Origin of the sequence: Devosia riboflavina (assembly GCF_000743575.1) — a bacterium.
Classification (GTDB): Bacteria; Pseudomonadota; Alphaproteobacteria; order Rhizobiales; family Devosiaceae; genus Devosia; species Devosia riboflavina.
The window spans coordinates 205,707-222,657 of the sequence record NZ_JQGC01000003.1; the positions used below are offsets into that span (position 1 = coordinate 205,707).

11 protein-coding genes are annotated in these 16,951 nt (G+C 62.5%); 6 read left to right on the forward strand and 5 right to left on the reverse strand.

What is annotated here, in order from left to right; all coding sequences use genetic code 11:
* Position 1: 1 nt before the first annotated feature.
* From JP75_RS04185 to JP75_RS04195, 3 genes are all read right to left on the reverse strand, one after another.
* The gene (locus JP75_RS04185; protein WP_035079649.1) at positions 2–880 is read right to left on the reverse strand and encodes a carbohydrate ABC transporter permease; all 879 of its coding nucleotides are present in this window, start codon (positions 878–880) and stop codon (positions 2–4) included.
* Positions 881–1,801: a carbohydrate ABC transporter permease gene (locus tag JP75_RS04190; RefSeq protein ID WP_035079651.1), complete on the reverse strand. Its 921-nt coding sequence runs from the start codon at positions 1,799–1,801 to the stop codon at positions 881–883. It lies immediately after the preceding gene.
* 102 nt (positions 1,802–1,903) lie between these two features.
* On the reverse strand, positions 1,904–3,229 hold the full coding sequence (locus JP75_RS04195; protein WP_051960336.1) for an ABC transporter substrate-binding protein: 1,326 nt from the start codon (positions 3,227–3,229) through the stop codon (positions 1,904–1,906).
* A 254-nt stretch (positions 3,230–3,483) separates the two neighbouring features.
* On the opposite strand from JP75_RS04195, the gene JP75_RS04200 reads away from it, so the two are divergent.
* From JP75_RS04200 to JP75_RS04215, 4 genes are all read left to right on the forward strand, one after another.
* A complete protein-coding gene (locus JP75_RS04200; RefSeq protein ID WP_035079653.1) occupies positions 3,484–4,491 on the forward strand; it encodes a LacI family DNA-binding transcriptional regulator in 1,008 nt (335 codons plus the stop codon).
* A gap of 91 nt (positions 4,492–4,582) precedes the next feature.
* Positions 4,583–5,617 (forward strand): hydroxyacid dehydrogenase, encoded by a 1,035-nt coding sequence (locus JP75_RS04205; RefSeq protein ID WP_035079655.1) that lies wholly within the window; start codon positions 4,583–4,585, stop codon positions 5,615–5,617.
* A 16-nt stretch (positions 5,618–5,633) separates the two neighbouring features.
* A complete protein-coding gene (locus JP75_RS04210; RefSeq protein ID WP_035079658.1) occupies positions 5,634–7,157 on the forward strand; it encodes an aldehyde dehydrogenase family protein in 1,524 nt (507 codons plus the stop codon).
* A gap of 10 nt (positions 7,158–7,167) precedes the next feature.
* The gene (locus JP75_RS04215) at positions 7,168–8,247 is read left to right on the forward strand and encodes an ABC transporter ATP-binding protein (protein ID WP_035079661.1); all 1,080 of its coding nucleotides are present in this window, start codon (positions 7,168–7,170) and stop codon (positions 8,245–8,247) included.
* A 63-nt stretch (positions 8,248–8,310) separates the two neighbouring features.
* Here the strand turns inward: JP75_RS04215 and JP75_RS04220 are convergent, their stop codons facing one another.
* Both JP75_RS04220 and JP75_RS04225 read right to left on the reverse strand, forming a co-directional pair.
* A complete protein-coding gene (locus JP75_RS04220; protein WP_035079664.1) occupies positions 8,311–9,570 on the reverse strand; it encodes an NAD(P)/FAD-dependent oxidoreductase in 1,260 nt (419 codons plus the stop codon).
* Positions 9,558–10,490 (reverse strand): polysaccharide biosynthesis protein, encoded by a 933-nt coding sequence (locus JP75_RS04225; protein WP_201772898.1) that lies wholly within the window; start codon positions 10,488–10,490, stop codon positions 9,558–9,560. The genes JP75_RS04220 and JP75_RS04225 overlap by 13 nt, the downstream gene beginning before the upstream one ends.
* 439 nt (positions 10,491–10,929) lie before the next feature.
* Here JP75_RS04225 and JP75_RS04230 point away from each other — a divergent pair, with 439 nt between their 5' ends.
* Positions 10,930–12,219, forward strand: a complete 1,290-nt coding sequence (locus JP75_RS04230) for an EAL domain-containing protein (protein WP_084587492.1) — start codon at positions 10,930–10,932, stop codon at positions 12,217–12,219.
* Between the two features lie 221 nt (positions 12,220–12,440).
* Positions 12,441–16,937, forward strand: coding sequence for a peptidoglycan-binding protein (locus tag JP75_RS04235; protein ID WP_160194636.1), 4,497 nt, complete (start codon positions 12,441–12,443; stop codon positions 16,935–16,937).
* Positions 16,938–16,951 lie beyond the last annotated feature (14 nt).

Genomic DNA, 16,951 nt, shown 5'->3' on the forward strand with positions numbered 1-16,951 from the left:
GTCAGGCCTTCACGCTGCCCGTCGTCAGGCCGCCAAGCCAATAGCGCTGCATGAAGAGGAACAGAATGACCACGGGCACGATGGAAACCACGGCGCCGGTGAGGACGATGGAATAGAGGATGGCGCCACCGGCCCCACCGCCGAGCTTGTACCATTGAGCAAGGCCGACGGTGACGGGCAGCGTATTGGACGAACTCAGCACCACCAGCGGCAGGAAGTAGTTGTTCCAGCTCCAAACGAAATTGAGCAGCACGACGGTAGAAAAACCCGGCGCCATCAGGCGGAAGGCAATGCTCCAGAAGATGCGAAACTCGCTGGCGCCATCGACGCGGGCGGCGTCGATCAGCTCGCTAGGCACCGACTCGTCGATATAGGACTTCATCAGATAGACGCCGAAAGGCGACACCATGGACGGCAGGATGAAAGCCCAGGGCGTGTTGACGAGGCCCATCGAGGTCACGAGCAGAAAGAGCGGCACGACCAATGCCGTCTGCGGGATCATCACGGCGCCGAGCACGACAGCGAAGATCGCCTTCTTGCCCCTGAACTCATACTTCGAGAACGCATAGGCAGCCCAGGTGGACAGCAGAGCCGCCCCCACCGCAATGGTCGTGGAATAGACGAAGCTGTTCCACAGCCAGGTGGAGAAGATGGCGTTCTGATAGGCGAAGACGAGCTGCAGATTGTCCCAGAGGGCAAAGCTGTTGCCGAACCAGAAGCCGAAGGTGGTGAAGAGATCGGCATTGCTCTTGGTGGAGGAGAGCAGCACGTAGACGATCGGCGCGAAGCTATAGAGGATGAAGAGAACCATCAGCGCAGTCAGCATATTGCGGCTGACGCGGAAGGAGCGAGATGAACTGGTCTTGCCGACAATGGCCATTTATTTGCCCTCCCGCCGGGCGCTGACAAGCTGGAACACATAGGAGACGACAGCCACCACGGCGCCGAGCACGAAGGAGATCGCGGCCGAGTAATTGTAGTCCTGGTTCACGAAGGCCAGGTTGTAGGCGTAGATGTTCGGGGTATAGCTGCTGGTGATGACAGCCGGAGCCAATGCCTCGAGCAGATAGGGCTCGGCAAAAAGCTGCAGCGCGCCGATGGTGGCGAAGATCACCGTGACGAGAATGGTGCCGCGGATCAGCGGCAGTTTCACATAGATCACATATTGCCAGGCGCGCGCGCCCGACACCACGGCCGCCTCCTCGAAATCGGCCGGAATGGCCTGGAGGGCGGCGAAATAGATGATCATGAAATAGCCGACATGCTCCCAGATCGAGATATTGGCGATGGCATAGAGCATGGTGTTGGCATTGAAGAGATCGGGGCGCGGCAGGCCGAAATAGTCGGCGATCTGCGTCATGGGTCCGAATGAGGGACCATAGAGATAGCCCCAGATCAGCGCGGCAATGACCGTCGGCACGGCATAGGGCAGGAAAAGGCCGAGCCGGAAGAAGGCCCGGGCCCAAAGCATGCCGCTATCGAGGATCAGCGCCAAAAGTAGCGCGGCGCCGAGCATGACCGGGAGCTGGAAAAGGCCGTAGCGCAGGAGCAGGAGCACGCCGTCCCAGAATTTCTGGTCGGTCAGCGCCTTGCCGTAATTGTCGAGGCCGACAAAGCGTATCCCGCCCACCATGGTTTCGCGGAAGAAGGATAGCTGCAGCGCGTAAAACAGCGGCACGACCAGAAAGACGATGAAAAGCACCAGAAAGGGCGCGAGAAAGAAATAGGGCGCCAGTTTCTGCGCCCATTTGCTGGATCGCCGTCGAGCCGGCCGAAGCGGGCGAGCGGATATATCGGTCATCATTTCGTCCTTGGGCGGCAGAAAACGTCCGCAGGGCGCTGCGCTTGAAAGAAGTTGGGCGCGCCACGGGGAGGCGGCGCGCCCGGAGGTCCTGGGAGGACTTTAGGTGATAACGGTGTAACCCTGCTCGCTGGCATAGGTGACCATGGCTTCCTGCGTGCGGTCGAGCGCATCGGCAAGCGTGCCATTGCCGGCAACGGCAGCGCCGACATTTTCCTGCAGGGCGCTGGTGAAGACGTCATGGAAGGGCGAGAACTGATAGCCCGGAATGACGTGCTCGGCCGCTTCGGCGAAGACTTCGTTGACCGCCTGGCCGCCGTAGAACTCGGAGGGCGTGCCCATCAGGTCCTTGTCGGCCAACAGCTCCTTGCGCACGGGGAACAGGAACTGGTCGGTATTGTAGAGGCGGGTCGCCTCGCCGTCCGTAGCCATGAAGGTTGCGAACAGCGCCGCTTCTTCCGGATGCGCCGTCGGCTTGATGACGCTGAAGGTCGAGCCGCCCCAGTTGGAGGTAAGGAATTCGCCATCCTTCCACTGCGGCAACTGGCCGGCGCGCCACTTGCCGACGCTCTGATTGGCCACATTGGTGAGCTGCACCGGGCTCCAGGCCGCGGCGATCCAGCTGGCAATGGTGCCATTGTCGAAGGCGGTGAACCATTCCGGCGTCCAATTGGGCGTCAGGTCGACGGCCTTGGCATCGAGCAGGTCCTGCCAATAGGCAGCCCAGGCCTTGGCCGGCTCGTCATTGATGCGGATGGTCATGTCGGTGCCGTTGAGCGCGAAGGGCTTGTTGCCCGCCTGCCAGAGCACACCGATCATCCAGCCACCGTTGTTGGCGCCGAAATTGGTGAGGAATTTACCGGGATTGTCGACGGCATACTTCTTGGCGAGTTCGGCAAAACCGGCCCAGGTCGGCGGCACTTCGGCAGCGCCGGCGGCTTCGAAGAGGTCGGCGCGGTAGAGCAGACCCATCGGACCGGAATCCCAGGGCATGGCATAGACGCCGCCGGCAGCGTCGCTCACCGATTCCCAGGACCAGTCCACGAACTGATCCTTGACGTCATTGGCGCCATAAGGCGTCAGATCGAGCAGCGCATCGATGGCGCGGAACGAAGGCAGGCGCTGGAATTCGGCCTGCACGATATCGGGGAATCCCGAGCCAGCGCGCAAGGCGGCGCGCAGCTTGGTGTTCTGGTCTTCGCCGCCGATGCTTTCCAGCGTCACCTTGATATGGGGATATTTCTCCATGAACAGGGCGACCTGATTTTCGGTGCGCGGCGTCCACGCCCAGAAGGTCAGGTTGACGGTTTCCTGCGCGTGGGCAATGCCCGGCAGGTTGGCGAGAGCAGGCGTAGCAAGCCCAGCAGCGGCAGCCTTCAGAAAGCCGCGCCGGCCCAGGCGGAAATCGGGCTTATTAAGATTGGTCATTCGGTCCTCCCCGAAAATGCATCCACTCGACCCCAGCGCGTCCGGGCGTCCCGCCCCTCTTTGATCGCGTGAAAACGGCAAGCCGCAGCGACTGCAATCGTGCCGGCAGGCGTCGAGATCGCCGCTAAAGCATCATACGCAAATTTCCGTGTCAATGCGCAAATTGCTCTTTGCGCAAAACACTTGTTGCGGTTGCTTGGCGGGGGTTGCGCAGCTATGGTCCGCAAAAGTCCGCGTCGGAGCGCTCCAAATCTATGGCAAGGTCAGCAAATCAGGTCGAACTGGCGCGGATTGCAGGGGTCTCCGTCAGCACGGTCTCCCGGGCCTTGTCCAATTCCAGGGGCATTAGCGCGGAGCTGCGCATGCAAATCCTGCAGCTTGCAGACCAGATGGGTTATCGCAGCCGTGGCAGCACGGAGCCGGAAAACCGCAGAATTCGCATGTATGTCACGACCAATGCGGCGACTGGCGGGCTCGCGACCTTTTACAATGTCCTCATCGAGGCCATGCAAACGGCAGCCCGCGAGGCCGAACTCAACCTCGAAATCCGCCTGAGCCACGACAAGGCGCTCGATCTCGCGCGGCTCGAACGCGATGCCGGACCAGACCCGGTAGCCGCGACCCTCGTCATGGGCATCGATCCGCCCGATGAAGTGCTGTCCCAATTCGGCCCCTCGCGGCCGCTGATTCTCGTCAATGCCTTCGACCCGCTGATGCGCTTCGATTGCATTGCCCCCAACAATTACTACGGCGCCCATTGGGCGACGCGCCGGCTCCTCGAAGCCGGACATCGCTCGCTCCTGCATGTGCGCGACCAGCACCGCTGGACGACAACCCAGCGCGAACGCGGCTTTCTTGCGGCCGTCGACGATGTAGAAGGTGCCAAAGGCAGGATCGTCGATATCCGTCTTGGGGACGACGCGCTTCATACCGCCATAGCCGAACGCCAGGCAGGAACTGCCGATTGGACGGGTATTTTCTGCGTGCACGACATGGCCGCGGTTCGCGTCGTGCACGCTCTCGAAGCCGCGCATTTCCGCATCCCACAGGACGTTTCCGTGGTGGGCTTTGACGACTTGCCGGCGGCCTCTCTCATGACCCCCAAACTCTCCACCATGCAGGTGGATTGCGCCGCCATGGGACAGGAAGCCATTGCTCTGGTTCTGCGCCGCCTCGGCCAGCCCAATGCACGGCCAGTTCAGGTGGAAAGTGCCGTCACCTCCACCGAAGGCGGCACAATTGCGAAAATTTCCGCAACTTAAGAAATTTGCGTAGCGTGCTTGCGAATTTGCGCAACGCATGCGATAGGCTCCTCAAGGGTGCGAGAGGCACCGGTATGACCGAGGAAGCGATATGTATGAGGCACGCGACAGGACCGGCCGCAAACCGATACTGGGCTTTGCCTATGATCCCTCGCTGACGCGCGGGGTCTATTCGGATGACGCCCTGGCGCGGCTCAGCGCCTTTTGCGACATTCCCGATCCCCGTCCGGTTCGCAGTTTCGAGCATGCCGAAAGCCGCGAACTGCTGGCCGGGGTCAATATCCTCGCCACTGGTTGGGGCTGCCCAAAACTGGATATCGCGGCGCTGCGCGCCATGCCAAAACTTGCCATGGTGGCTCATGGCGCCGGCACGGTGAAAAACTTCATCTCGCCCGCCATCTACGAAGCCGGCATTGCCGTGACCAATGCGGTCGCAGCCAATGCAGTGCCGGTGGCCGAGTTTACGCTGGCCTCCATCCTCCTCGCCAACAAGCGCGTGCTTTTCCTGCGCGATCTCTATCGCGAAACGCGCGAGGGTCTGCAGCGCCATCCCGTCATGGAATCGTCCCTCGGCAATTACCGCAAGACGATCGGCATTGTCGGCGCCTCGCATATCGGCCGGCTGGTTCTCGACCTGCTTCGCCCCTTCGATTTCACCGTCCTGCTCGCTGACCCCTATCTCTCCGCGGATGCAGCAAGGGCCCTGGGCGCCAAGCTCGTGCCGCTCGATGACCTCCTCGCGCAAAGCGATGTCGTCTCGCTGCATGCACCGGCCCTCGCCAGCACTCGCCACATGATCGATGCCCGACGGCTGGCTTTGCTTGGCGATGGCACAACGTTCATCAACACGGCGCGCGGAAGCCTCGTCGATCAGGATTCGCTCACCGCGGAACTGGTATCGGGGCGCATCGACGCCGTCATCGACGTTACCGAACCCGAGGTCCTGCCCGCGGGTTCGCCGCTTTACGACCTGCCCAATGTGCTGCTGACGCCGCATATCGCCGGCGCGGTCGGCATGGAACGCGAGCGGCTGGGGGATATGGCGGTCGACGAGATCGAGCGCTTCGTGACCGGCCAGCCGCTGCGCCATGCGATCGACCCGGCCTTGCTCGAAAAGATTGCCTAATCATAGAGAGTTGCTCATGACCAGCCAGAGGACCGCCTTCGTCGAACCCCGCCGGGAAGATGCTCGCTTCACCCAGAAGCGGCGCTACCAGATGCTGATCGACGGCAAATCCGTCGAGGCAGAGGGCGGCGAAACCATCACCCGCGAAAGCCCGGCCTATGCCGATCTCGTAGTTTCGGAAATTCCGCGAGCGACGAAGGGTGACGCGGAACGCGCCATTCTGGCGGCGCGGCGGGCCTTTGACACCGGCCCTTGGCCGCGCATGTCGGGCAGCGAACGCAGCCGCATTTTGGCGCGGATCGGCGAAGCCATCTATGAGCATCGCGAAGAATTGGCAGTGATCGAATGCCTTGAAGTGGGCAAGACCATCCGCCAGGCGCGCGGCGAAATGGGCGCTTCGGCCGAATTCTGGCGCTATGCCGCCGGTCACGCCCAGGGTCTGACGGGCGAAACGCATAATAGCCTCGGCGACAATGCCATCGGCCTGATGCTACGCGAGCCTGTCGGCGTCGTCGGCATCATCACGCCGTGGAATTTTCCGCTGCTGATCGGCTCGGAGCGCGTGCCGTGGGCGCTGGGCGCCGGCTGCACCGTGGTGGTCAAGCCGAGCGAATTCACCTCCGGCTCCACCATCCGCATGGCCGAACTGGCCCGCGACTGCGGCTTGCCCGATGGCGTCTTCAACGTCATCACCGGCTATGGCGATCCGGTCGGGCAGCTCCTTGCCGAGCACCCCGCCACCGATTTCCTGTCCTTTACCGGCTCGTTCCGTGTCGGCCAGATCGTAGGTGGGCTTGCCGCCTCCAATATCAAGCGCGTCGGGCTCGAACTCGGCGGCAAAGGCCCGCAGATCATCTTTGCCGATAGCGACCTGGAAGCGGCGTCCGATGCCGTCGCCCGCTCGATCTTCGGCGTGGGCGGCCAGGCCTGCATCGCCGGCAGTCGCCTCATCGTAGAGGCACCGGCGCGCGATGAAATGCTCGAGCGGCTGGTCAAAATCGCCGACAAGGTGGTGATCGGCGATCCGCTCGATGAGAACGTGCATGTCGGCTCGCTCATTCACCGGCCGCATCTGGAAAAAGTGGAGTCCTACGTCAATGCCGGCCGCAAGGCCGGGGCTCGTCTCGTTACCGGCGGTGAGCGGCTGAGCAATGTCGGCAATTATTACGCGCCCACGATTTTTGACGCTGTCGATACCGATATGAGCATCGCCCGCGACGAGATTTTCGGACCGGTGCTGGCGACCTTCGCTTTCGAGACACCGGAACAGGCCGTCGCCCTCGCCAATGACACCCAATACGGTCTTTCGGCCGGCATCTGGAGTCGCGACATCACCAAGGCGATGCGCACCATCCGCCAGGTGCGCGCGGGCCGCACCTGGATCAATTCGGCCGGCGGCGGCGCCCCCGAAATGGGCATTGGCGGCTTCAAGCAGAGCGGCATCGGCCGCGAAATGGGCCATTATGGCTTTGACGAATACAGCACCTTCAAGAACGTGTTCATGGGGCTCAACCCCGTGAATACGCCTTGGGTGGAATAGGGAGGATTGCATGGGTTGGGTTGAGCTGAATGGCGTCCGCAAGACTTTTGGCGGCGTCGAAGTCATTCACGGGGTCGATCTCGACATTGCCGAGGGCGAGTTCGTTGCCCTGGTCGGTCCTTCCGGCTGCGGCAAGTCGACCTTGCTGCGCATGATCGCGGGGCTCGAGGAAGTCACCGGGGGCGAAATTTCCATTGGCGGGGAAGTGGTTAACGACCTCAGCCCGCGCGACCGCAACATCGCCATGGTCTTCCAGTCCTATGCGCTTTATCCGCATATGACCGTGGCCGAGAATATGGGATTCAACCTCAAGCTCTCGGGCATGAGCAAGGCCAGCCAGAAGCCGCTGATCGACGAAGCGGCGCGCATGCTGGACCTGACCGCCCTTCTCGATCGCCGGCCCGCCCAGCTTTCAGGCGGCCAGCGCCAGCGCGTTGCCATGGGCCGTGCCGTGGTGCGCGACCCTTCCGTCTTCCTGTTTGACGAGCCGCTCTCCAATCTTGACGCAAAGCTGCGCGTGCAGATGCGCGCCGAGATCAAGATGCTGCACAAGAAGGTCGGACGGACAGCGATCTATGTCACCCATGACCAGATCGAGGCCATGACGCTGGCGGATCGCGTCGTGGTGCTCAATGGCGGCAAGATCGAGCAAGAGGGCTCGCCCATGGAGCTCTATCTGCGCCCCGCCAATACGTTCGTTGCCGGTTTCATCGGCTCTCCGGCCATGAACCTGCTCGACGCCACCGCGCGCCGTTCCGGCGAAGCCGTCACTGCCGTCATGTCCGATGGCAGCGCCTTGCCGCTGCCTGCCGGCCTCGCGGTGACGGACGGCCAGGCCATCAAGGTCGGGCTGCGCCCCGAACACCTCAACCCTGCCGGCACCGGCGGCGGCTCGCTGGCCGGTCCCGTGGTCCTGACCGAGTTGACGGGCGCACAGGCACACATCGTCTTCCGCTATGCCGGACACGAACTCACCGCCGTCATAGACAGCATGCAGGCTCCCGAACCAAACGGCAATTTTACGGCCCGTATTGCCGCGGACCAGATCCATGTCTTTGACGGTGCTTCGGGCCGCAGCCTGCGGGCCTGATCGAAAGACCACTCGGAAAGCGATGCGGAGCGGCGCCAAGGCGCCGCTCCGCATGCAATAGTCTTACCGGAGACGCCCCGACAGATTGGGCAAGGCCGGCGGGTGCTCAGGCGCCTGAGCGGCCCGGCCACTCGCGGCACCCCATACGTTTCGGGACAGGTGTGAAAGCACCGAGAGGGCTCCGCGACGCGACGGCATGAACCAGGCGAAGAACAGGACGCGGATCACCCAGGCCAGACGGCCGGTGAATTGCAGCCCCCAAAGCTCGGTGACGCCACGCTGGCCGGCAAGGCCGGCAGCCTGTCCAAGTCCGCGGAAATTGAAGCCCTTGACCGACTGGCCCTTGATGGTGCGGGCAATGTTGCGCCCCACGCAATCGCCCTGCTTCATCGCCCAAAGGGCGTTGGCCGGGCAAGGCTCGCCGGTGCCTGGATGCGCCACGGAAGCGATATCGCCGGCCACCCAGATATTGTGGTTTCCGCGGACACGCAGATCGTCATCGGCGATGATCTGGCCCGCTTCGTTGCGCGGCAGGGATTCCGTGCCAGGCAGCACGCGGAAGCTCACGCCGGCGGCCACCACGGAAAGATCGGAGGCAACCGTCTTGCCGTCGGCGAGCTCGACATGGTCCTTGTCGATCCGCGACACACGCACGCCCTGATGGAGCTGCACGCCCTGGCTGACCAACTGGCGCGTGGCCGTCTCGGCGATATGGTTGAAGTTGGGACGCAGCGAGGGCAGGAGCGCTTCGCTCGACGATACCAGGTGGACATTGACCTTGCCCGAACCGGCCCGCCCATAGCGTGCGGCGAGAGCCGAAGCGGTTTCGACACCGGCAAGGCCACCGCCGACCACCACCACATTGCGCGTTCCCTGCGCCGTCGCGTCGCGGCTCTCGAGTTCGCCCACGAGCTTCTGCATGTCGCGCGAATTCTTCACGCACCAGCCGTTCTCGGCCAGTCCGGGAATGCGATCGAACGGATCGATGGAGCCAGCGGCGATCACGAGATGCTCGAAACGGATCTCGCGCTTGCCGCCTTCGCTTTCGACGGTCAGCGTCTGGCCCGGCAGGTCAGCCGAAACGACTTCGCCCTGCACAAAGCTATTGCCCAGGATGGGTTCGAGCGGGGTCAGCGTGCTGCCCACCGCCAGGTCGCCGGACAGCACTTCGCCCGTCCAACCGTGATAGGTATGGTGTCGGTCGCGCGAGACCAGGGTTAGTTCCACCTCGCCGCGTGCGAGCTGAGCACCGAGGCGCGAACGCAGAACCGAAAAGGCATGGAGGCCAGCATAGCCGCCGCCCAGGATGACTATGCGGCGCATGTGACCTGCTCCTCTGCCGGTGCGAATGTCCGGGACGGCGTGTCCTCGATCAGCTTCCCGAATGAGCGGAACGGCGCGAGGTGGAAGCCGAGATGCTCGTGTTCTTTCGCGAGCTTCAGGATGTGCTCGGCCTGATCGACCTGAGCGTCACCCATGCAGAAATGCCCCTGGTGACCGGAAAGGGCGAGCAGCATGGTTTCGGCAAGGCAGGCATAGGCCAGCTTGGGCGCCAATGCGATCGAACCGCGCAGATCAAAGCCCGGAATTTCAACGAGGCCACCGTCCACGATCAGCACGTCCGGACGCTCGGTCAGCAAGCGTTCGTCGGTGTTGCGCGGCACAGTGTCGTCGAGCACGATGGCATTGAGCTTGAGATGCTCGCTGCGCAGCAGGGCGTCGGGAGAAGAGGTCAGCAACACGACGAGATCGGCCTTGGCGACATCGGCCATGTCCGTGCTGACGCTGGCTTCCACACCGTCGCGGCGCACATCGGCAGCCAGCGCCTCTAGGCGCTTCTCGTTGCGTGCAACCAGCAGGAGCCGGCCCGGATGCTGGCGGGCATAGAGCCGGGTCAGGCACGAACCAACGCTGCCCGTCGCGCCGACAATGGCAATCAGGGGATCATGACCGAGCGAGCCCAGGAGCTTTTCGATGGCCTGCAAGGTCATCGCCGCGGTAAAGGCATTGCCATTGGTCACGCCGATATCCTGGCGCTTGGCAAAGGCGCGGCCACCCACGGAGGCCGGCGCGGTCAGCGCGCCAAGGCCCACGACCGAGGCGCCGAGATCGCGCGCCTTGTCGATCGCTGCAGAAATACGGCCCTGCACCTGCGACCGCGGCAGTGTCAGTAACTGGGTTGGCGTAAGGGGAACAGTGATGATCCGGCCGACAACTTTGCCAGGCAGATCAACCCGAGACATCTTGCCGGTGACCATCGGCGGAACCGGGAGATGCTTTAGAGCACTTCTCCAAATGACTTCGGGAACCAGGGAGAACGGCTTGCCGAACAATATCCCCATATCTGCACGCAGCGTATTTCTCGGGTGCACCAAGAACGCAAACTCAGACTGCATAACAACCCCGCCATGGTTGCGCCGCTACTGGCGACGCCGCAGAAAGGGTTTTAGCACAATTTTAAGAAAAGTTTAACGAACTGTTCAGAGACTTTAAGACTTAGTTAACGCGACCCGTTCAAATGCATGAAAACATGGCAACACACGTTTAAGCCTTTGCCTCTATGATGCTATTTTGGAGTATCTCCGTAGCGCCTAGCGTCAGGCCTGTTGCGAATGGCAGGGGGTTCCTGCTTCTCGCCTGAAAATTCGGGGCCTCGCTGCGGCTGGGAAGCAGGGGTTGGTCATGAGTGCAGAGCCGGACATTTTCGACCTCAAGGGTCTGACGACCGCTTTGGACGACAAGGCGGAATATTCGCTGAGACGCGCTCTCGAAGCCGTTCGCGTGCACCTCGGGATGCAGGTGGCCTATGTCTCGGAATTCGTCGGCGACCGTTCCTATTTTCGCGAGGTCGACGCTCCGGGGCTTGAGCATGTCATCAAGCCCGGCGACTCCATGCCGCTCGATTATGTCTATTGCCGGCACATCCTCGAAGGCCGCCTGCCGGAACTGATGCCGGATGTTCTCGACGAGCCCTTCGCAGCCAACATGCCCTTTACCACCGATATGGGCATTCGCGCCCATATGAGCGTTCCCATCAAGCTGCAGGATGGCACGACCCATGGCATGTTCTGCTGCATCAGTACCGAGCCGCAGCCTTCTCTCAATATGCGCGACCTGAAAATGATGCGCGCCGTCGCCGAGTTGACGGCCGTTCTCATTGGTCGCGAAATCGACGCCACAACCGAGCATCGGACCAATCTCGAACGCGTGCAGCGCATCCTTACCAGCGACGAACTCTCCATCGTCGTGCAGCCCATCTACCGGATCGCCGATCACCGGCTGGTCGGGTTCGAATGCCTTTCGCGCTTTGCCGGCCCCGAGGGCTGGGCGCCTGACATCTGGTTCACCATGGCGGCCTCTGTCGGTCTCGGTATCGAGCTTGAAATGATGGCGGTCCGGAAGGGCCTCGAATTCCTCGATCTCTTCCCCAAGGACATCTACCTGACCTTCAACGTCTCACCCGAGACGATCATTTCCGGTGCTGTCGCCGAGGCCATTGCCGGCAAGGACGGACGACGCGTCGTTGTCGAGATCACCGAGCATGCGAGCGTTTCCGACTATGAGGCGCTGGGCCGGGCCTTGAACGATATCCGCGTCAACGGCGTGCGCCTCGCCGTGGACGATGCTGGCGCCGGCTATGCGAGCCTGCGCCATATTCTGGCGTTGCAGCCTGATATCATCAAGCTCGACATCAGCCTCACCCGCAATATCCAGGACGATCTGGCACGTCATGCCCTGGCGGCTGCGCTCGTGCATTTCGGCCGCGAGACCAAGAGCCAGATTCTGGCCGAAGGCGTGGAAACGGCCGTCGAATTCGAAGCCCTGCGCAAACTCGGCGTCGAGACGGCACAGGGATATTTTATCGGCCGGCCGATGCCCTGCGCCGACGCCTGCCTGCTTATTGCGCAGCAGCAGATTGCCGCGCGGCCACGTCCGAAACTGGCAACCCCGAACATAAAGGCCGCCATCTAGCGCGATGCCATCGACGGGTGGTCATTCCCATCCGTCGTCATCTGCCTCTTGCGACCTGCTACCCAGAAATCAGACTTTAGGCCGAAAGAATCTCGGACCTTGATCGGTTCCGGCGCGCCGGCGACGGGGCTAGGCTATCCGCTCGCCAGGCGGGACGGCCCGCCGCGTTCAACCGGCGCGAGGGGCCTGTTGATATGTCTTGGTGGCTTCGATTCTGCTGTGTGACAGTGCTGACCCTGCTGCCGATTGCCCCGACGCAGTCGCAGGACTTCTTTCAGACGCTGATCACCATCATGAACGAGAACGCGCCGGTGACGCCCGGTTCGCGCCTGCCGATCGTGCGCGCTTCAGAGACCGATCCCGGCGTTCTGGAGGTACAGCGTCGGCTTGCCAATCTTGGTTATGATGTCGGGGTTCCCGATGGCGTCATGGGACCGCGGACGCGCCAGGCCATAGCGAACTATCAGCAATCCATCGGCACCATGCCAACCGGCACGTTGACGTCGGCCGAGCGCAGCGCGCTTCTCGGTGGCAGTGCCCCCGCAGCGCAGACGCCCATCGCCATGGCGCCCTTGGACCAAGCCGGGTTCGACCTGCTGCACGATGTCGATCTGCCGGGTAATGATTTCCGCTCCGGCATGAGCGACCCTGCCCTCAAGGGTATCGTGCTCGACGGTTGCATGGCCGCCTGCGCGGCCGACGCCCAATGCCAGGCTTTTACCTACAATGCTTCGGCAAGGGTCTGCTTTCTCAAATCTGCCGCTACCAATCCTTCGGCCTATGGCGGCGCCATCTCCGGCATGCGCAAGGCGGGCGGAAGTTTTTCGCAGACCCCATCGACGATCGCAGCTCTCGCCGCCGGACGGCCGCTATCGCCGGCTGAAGTAGCGCAATTGCAGGCTGGCCTCTCTAAGCGCGGTTATGATGCCGGCGTGCCTGACGGGGTTGCTGGTGGCAAGACGCGCGCCGCGATTGCGCGGTTTCTCGCCGACAATCCCGGCCAGGCGAGCCACGAGATCAATGTCGCGCTGATGCAGGCCGTGCTGGGGCAATCGGCCGTGCCATCGCCTCCGGTCGCCATTGATGCGAGTCAATATCGAACACTTGAGGAAGCCGATCGCGATTTTGCGCTGATTGCCCTGGCCAAGGATCCATCCATTCTCGACCAGTCCGGCGTGCTGCAGACCTGGTTCAGCCGCGACGCCCGCAGCGCCGATTTTGGCGACAATTTTGCGCTTATCACCGCCTATGACAACGGCAATGCGGTCGAGCGCGAAACCATCCTCGCAAACTACCGCCAGACCTTGCTCGACGAAGCCAAGGCATTCGTGGCCGATCCGGCAAATCTGAAATTTCACATCAGGATCACCAATCCCGTCCAGTTCGATGCTTTCGAGCCCGGTCAGGGGCTTCTCATCCGGCTCGGGTCGAGTGACGTGCTGGAAGACAAACGCCTGCTCTATCGCACCGTGGTGATTGGCAAGGTCTTCGGCGGGCTGACGCTGGATGCTCCTGACATTCGTGCCATCCCCGTTGCCGACAAAGCCGCAGCCGCCGCGCTGATCGACCGGGTCGAAGCACAGTCAGGCAACCGCCTGGGCAATATCACCGTCTGGCTGACCATCAGCGAGGTCGGCATCGATCGCAATGCCCAGAGCTCACCCCTCGCCGCCGATATTGCGATGACGGTTGCTGTCGACAAGGTGGCATTGATGACCTTTGGCCGCGATGGCAGAAGCCTCGGCGAAGAGCTGGAAGTGCTCTATCTGCCGTCCGACATGAGGGCGCCCCAGTTGACGCCCACGGACAATCTGCTCGTCGCACAGGCCCTGTCTTTGCCGCTCATCGAAGGGCATCTGGTCATGCCGGGCTCGCGGGGAAATGGCAGTTCGATTGGCTATGCCCTTGGCGCCTCGCCGCAATATGAGGAAAACCTCGGCCGCTTCCTCAATCTGGCATCCATCCGCCTCAACCCCGATCGCGCCGGGGAATGGATCGAGGAACCGGCAACGCGCGTCTTGATGAACCAGGGACAACACCTGCGCGTCTATGGGCAGACCGTCAACGAATTCTCCCGCTTCGCCAATGAGTTCGACCGGCGGCGAGCTATGGCCGTCTATACCGGGGAGGTGGTGCCGGAACTGGTCGCCGCGGCGCCGACATTGCCGGTCAATGTGGTCTCGGTGAGCATTGCCCAACTCGGCGATTATGATTTTGCCACCCAGAGTTTCCCCATTGCCTACCCGGATGGGCAATTGTTCGATTTGCCGGGTAACCTGGGACAGTTGCGCGCCTCGCCGCGCTATTTCGACCTGCCGACCAGCGTCGCCGTCGATGAGGCGAGTGCCGAGGCCATGGTGCGCGCCGCCGCCTATGGCCAGCCCGTCATCTATATCGCGACCTTCGGCACGCTGGCCCTGCCGCCGACCGGTGCCGTCATTGCCAATCCCAATGGCCTTGACGATCCGCTCCTCGGCGCCATGGTTTTTAGCCCTCTGAGGGCAGGCATCTTTGCCGATCCCGCATTGCAGCAGAGCTTGGCTGCCCTCGACCCGGCCGTCGTGGTCAACGATCCCGATGGTCCGCGCCTGCCGCCTCCGCCATCAGCCACCGAACTGGCCCTCAATGATATTGTGGTATCGAACGAACTCGAATTGCTGGCGCTGGCCTATGACCGCTTGGCGCCACAGGGGCTCGCCGCATCGATTATCGAGAGCGCCGAGGCGGTGCGGAATGCCAACGAGTTCGATATCGCCCTCAAGCGCGAGGAGGTCGAACAGTTGCTCAAGGATGCGTCGCGCCGCCCGGTCTGGCTCAAGGGTGTCATTACCTTCGGCACCTACAGCACCGAAACCGGGCGCTTCGATGTCGCGGAAATCAACCTGCAGACGCCGGAAGACAGCGGCTTTGCTGCCAATTATCACTACAGCCTTTCCGATCCGCGCCAACTCGCCAATCTCGCCATTCCCGCCGATGCGGCCAAGACAATCGTCGAGACGGCGTCGCGGCAGACCGCTGTTCTGGCGCAGGTGAACCTCGTCGATATCAGCAGCGATGCCAATCCGCAGACCCCGACCTACAGGATCGCCCTCGATATCGGGGAAATGCTGGTGCTGACCGCTGATGACGGCTCCGGGCGCCGGCCGGAGCTGATCGCCCGACTGCGGCCGGACACCACGGAGGGGTCAGCCGCGACACAGGTGGCCAGCGCCCCGCCCCTGCGGCAGCTTGATCCCGAGGCGCTCGACTATCTTCGGATAAAGTATGCGCCGGAAACGATGGACGATGCCGCCTATGAGCGCATGATGTCGGCTCGCTGGGCCATGGAGCAGACCAAATGGGTGCCCGAGGAAGAATTCTTCTTTCCCCTGGGTACGGACCTTGTCAGCGCCGGAGTGCGCGAGCGCTGGCTGCCCGATTTCAAGCTCTGGACGCAGGCGCGCCTACCTTCCCTCGACGGGCCGTTGCGCCTCGCCTGTGCCAGCGTGATCAATGGCGAAAACTGGCCATCGCCCTTGCATGATCCCATGCTGGTAAAATTGCCCGACCTCGGCGCTGCGGTTCCCATAGATCGCATCGCCGCCCGCTACGCGTCGCCCCATCTCACCGGGCCCGTCTATTTCGAAATACCAGGCTACCTCATGGAGGCAGAGGTCTGCGGCAATGGCGTTGCGCCCTACCCGCTGATCGAAGCGCTGGGCCTGAAGGCGGACGTGCGCAGCGGCGCACTCATCCGCATCGAAGATGTCGTCATGCCGGGCACCGGCGGCGCGGGCAACGGGGTCGAACTTGATCTCGTCGTCGATAGCGTCGAGGTCATGCCGCATCCCGAAGGCGGCAAGCCCATGCTGCTGATCAGAACGCGGTTCGACAGCGCCTGGTATCCGGGCGACCCGCCCGTTGCGGCAACCACCGCCGCGGATCTCGAAGCACTCACAGCGGCAAACAGCGCTCAGGGCGGTTCGGACATTCCAGAGGGATGGGACATCGTCGGCCTACAACCGGGCCAGTCGCTCGAAGAAGCGGATGCCATCATTCGCGACCACATGGAGGTGGCCGCCGTCTATGAACGCCAGCAGGGCCAGCGCCAGCCGCCCTATTTCAGCAACGAGATTTCCTATCTCGACGCAACGCTTTCAGAAGCCATTACGCTGATCTACGAGCCGACCAGGGCCGGCGACATCGTGTTCCTGATCGCGCGTGAAGTCGGTAAGCCCGCCGACACCATGCCGACCGAGGATATCCTTGCGGGGCTACGCAAGAAGTATGGCGCAGAAAATCTGGCGGACCAGGGCATGCCCGGTCAGTTTTTTATCCGCTGGCATTCGCAGGAAACGCCGGGATCGAGCCGCGGCATGAGCGACGTGCAGCATTGCGGCGTGCCTTCTGTGGGTGCCCAGGGCTATTGGACCCCAGTCGAAGGCAGTGTCGAGGCCATGGATCCGAACATAGCGGGCAATATCCAGGTGCGCGGCTATATGGTCCTGCCGGCGCCCTCCGACATCAATTCCGAGCTTCTGGAACTCGGCCAGCTCGATTGCGGCGTCTCGATCATGGCCAATAAGCACAAGACGGGCAACAATGACTCTCTCATGATCCAGATGTTCGACTATGCCGGCTATGCCAGAGCCTTTGCCGAAGCCCAGGAACTAGCAGAAAGTGCCAAAGCCGAAGGCGACGCCTCCGAAGAAGCAGCACCGCTCGATATCGAACTCTGAATGGCGCGGGCGCT

Excerpts from the sequence above, each read along its gene's own strand:
- JP75_RS04195 (WP_051960336.1), bottom strand. The coding sequence starts at position 3,229 with ATGACCAATCTTAATAAGCCCGATTTCCGCCTGGGCCGGCGCGGCTTT.
- JP75_RS04185 (WP_035079649.1), bottom strand. The coding sequence starts at position 880 with ATGGCCATTGTCGGCAAGACCAGTTCATCTCGCTCCTTCCGCGTCAGC.
- JP75_RS04200 (WP_035079653.1), top strand. The coding sequence starts at position 3,484 with ATGGCAAGGTCAGCAAATCAGGTCGAACTGGCGCGGATTGCAGGGGTC.
- JP75_RS04220 (WP_035079664.1), bottom strand. The coding sequence starts at position 9,570 with ATGCGCCGCATAGTCATCCTGGGCGGCGGCTATGCTGGCCTCCATGCC.
- JP75_RS04210 (WP_035079658.1), top strand. The coding sequence starts at position 5,634 with ATGACCAGCCAGAGGACCGCCTTCGTCGAACCCCGCCGGGAAGATGCT.
- JP75_RS04225 (WP_201772898.1), bottom strand. The coding sequence starts at position 10,490 with ATGTCTCGGGTTGATCTGCCTGGCAAAGTTGTCGGCCGGATCATCACT.
- JP75_RS04230 (WP_084587492.1), top strand. The coding sequence starts at position 10,930 with ATGAGTGCAGAGCCGGACATTTTCGACCTCAAGGGTCTGACGACCGCT.
- JP75_RS04215 (WP_035079661.1), top strand. The coding sequence starts at position 7,168 with ATGGGTTGGGTTGAGCTGAATGGCGTCCGCAAGACTTTTGGCGGCGTC.
- JP75_RS04205 (WP_035079655.1), top strand. The coding sequence starts at position 4,583 with ATGTATGAGGCACGCGACAGGACCGGCCGCAAACCGATACTGGGCTTT.
- JP75_RS04190 (WP_035079651.1), bottom strand. The coding sequence starts at position 1,801 with ATGACCGATATATCCGCTCGCCCGCTTCGGCCGGCTCGACGGCGATCC.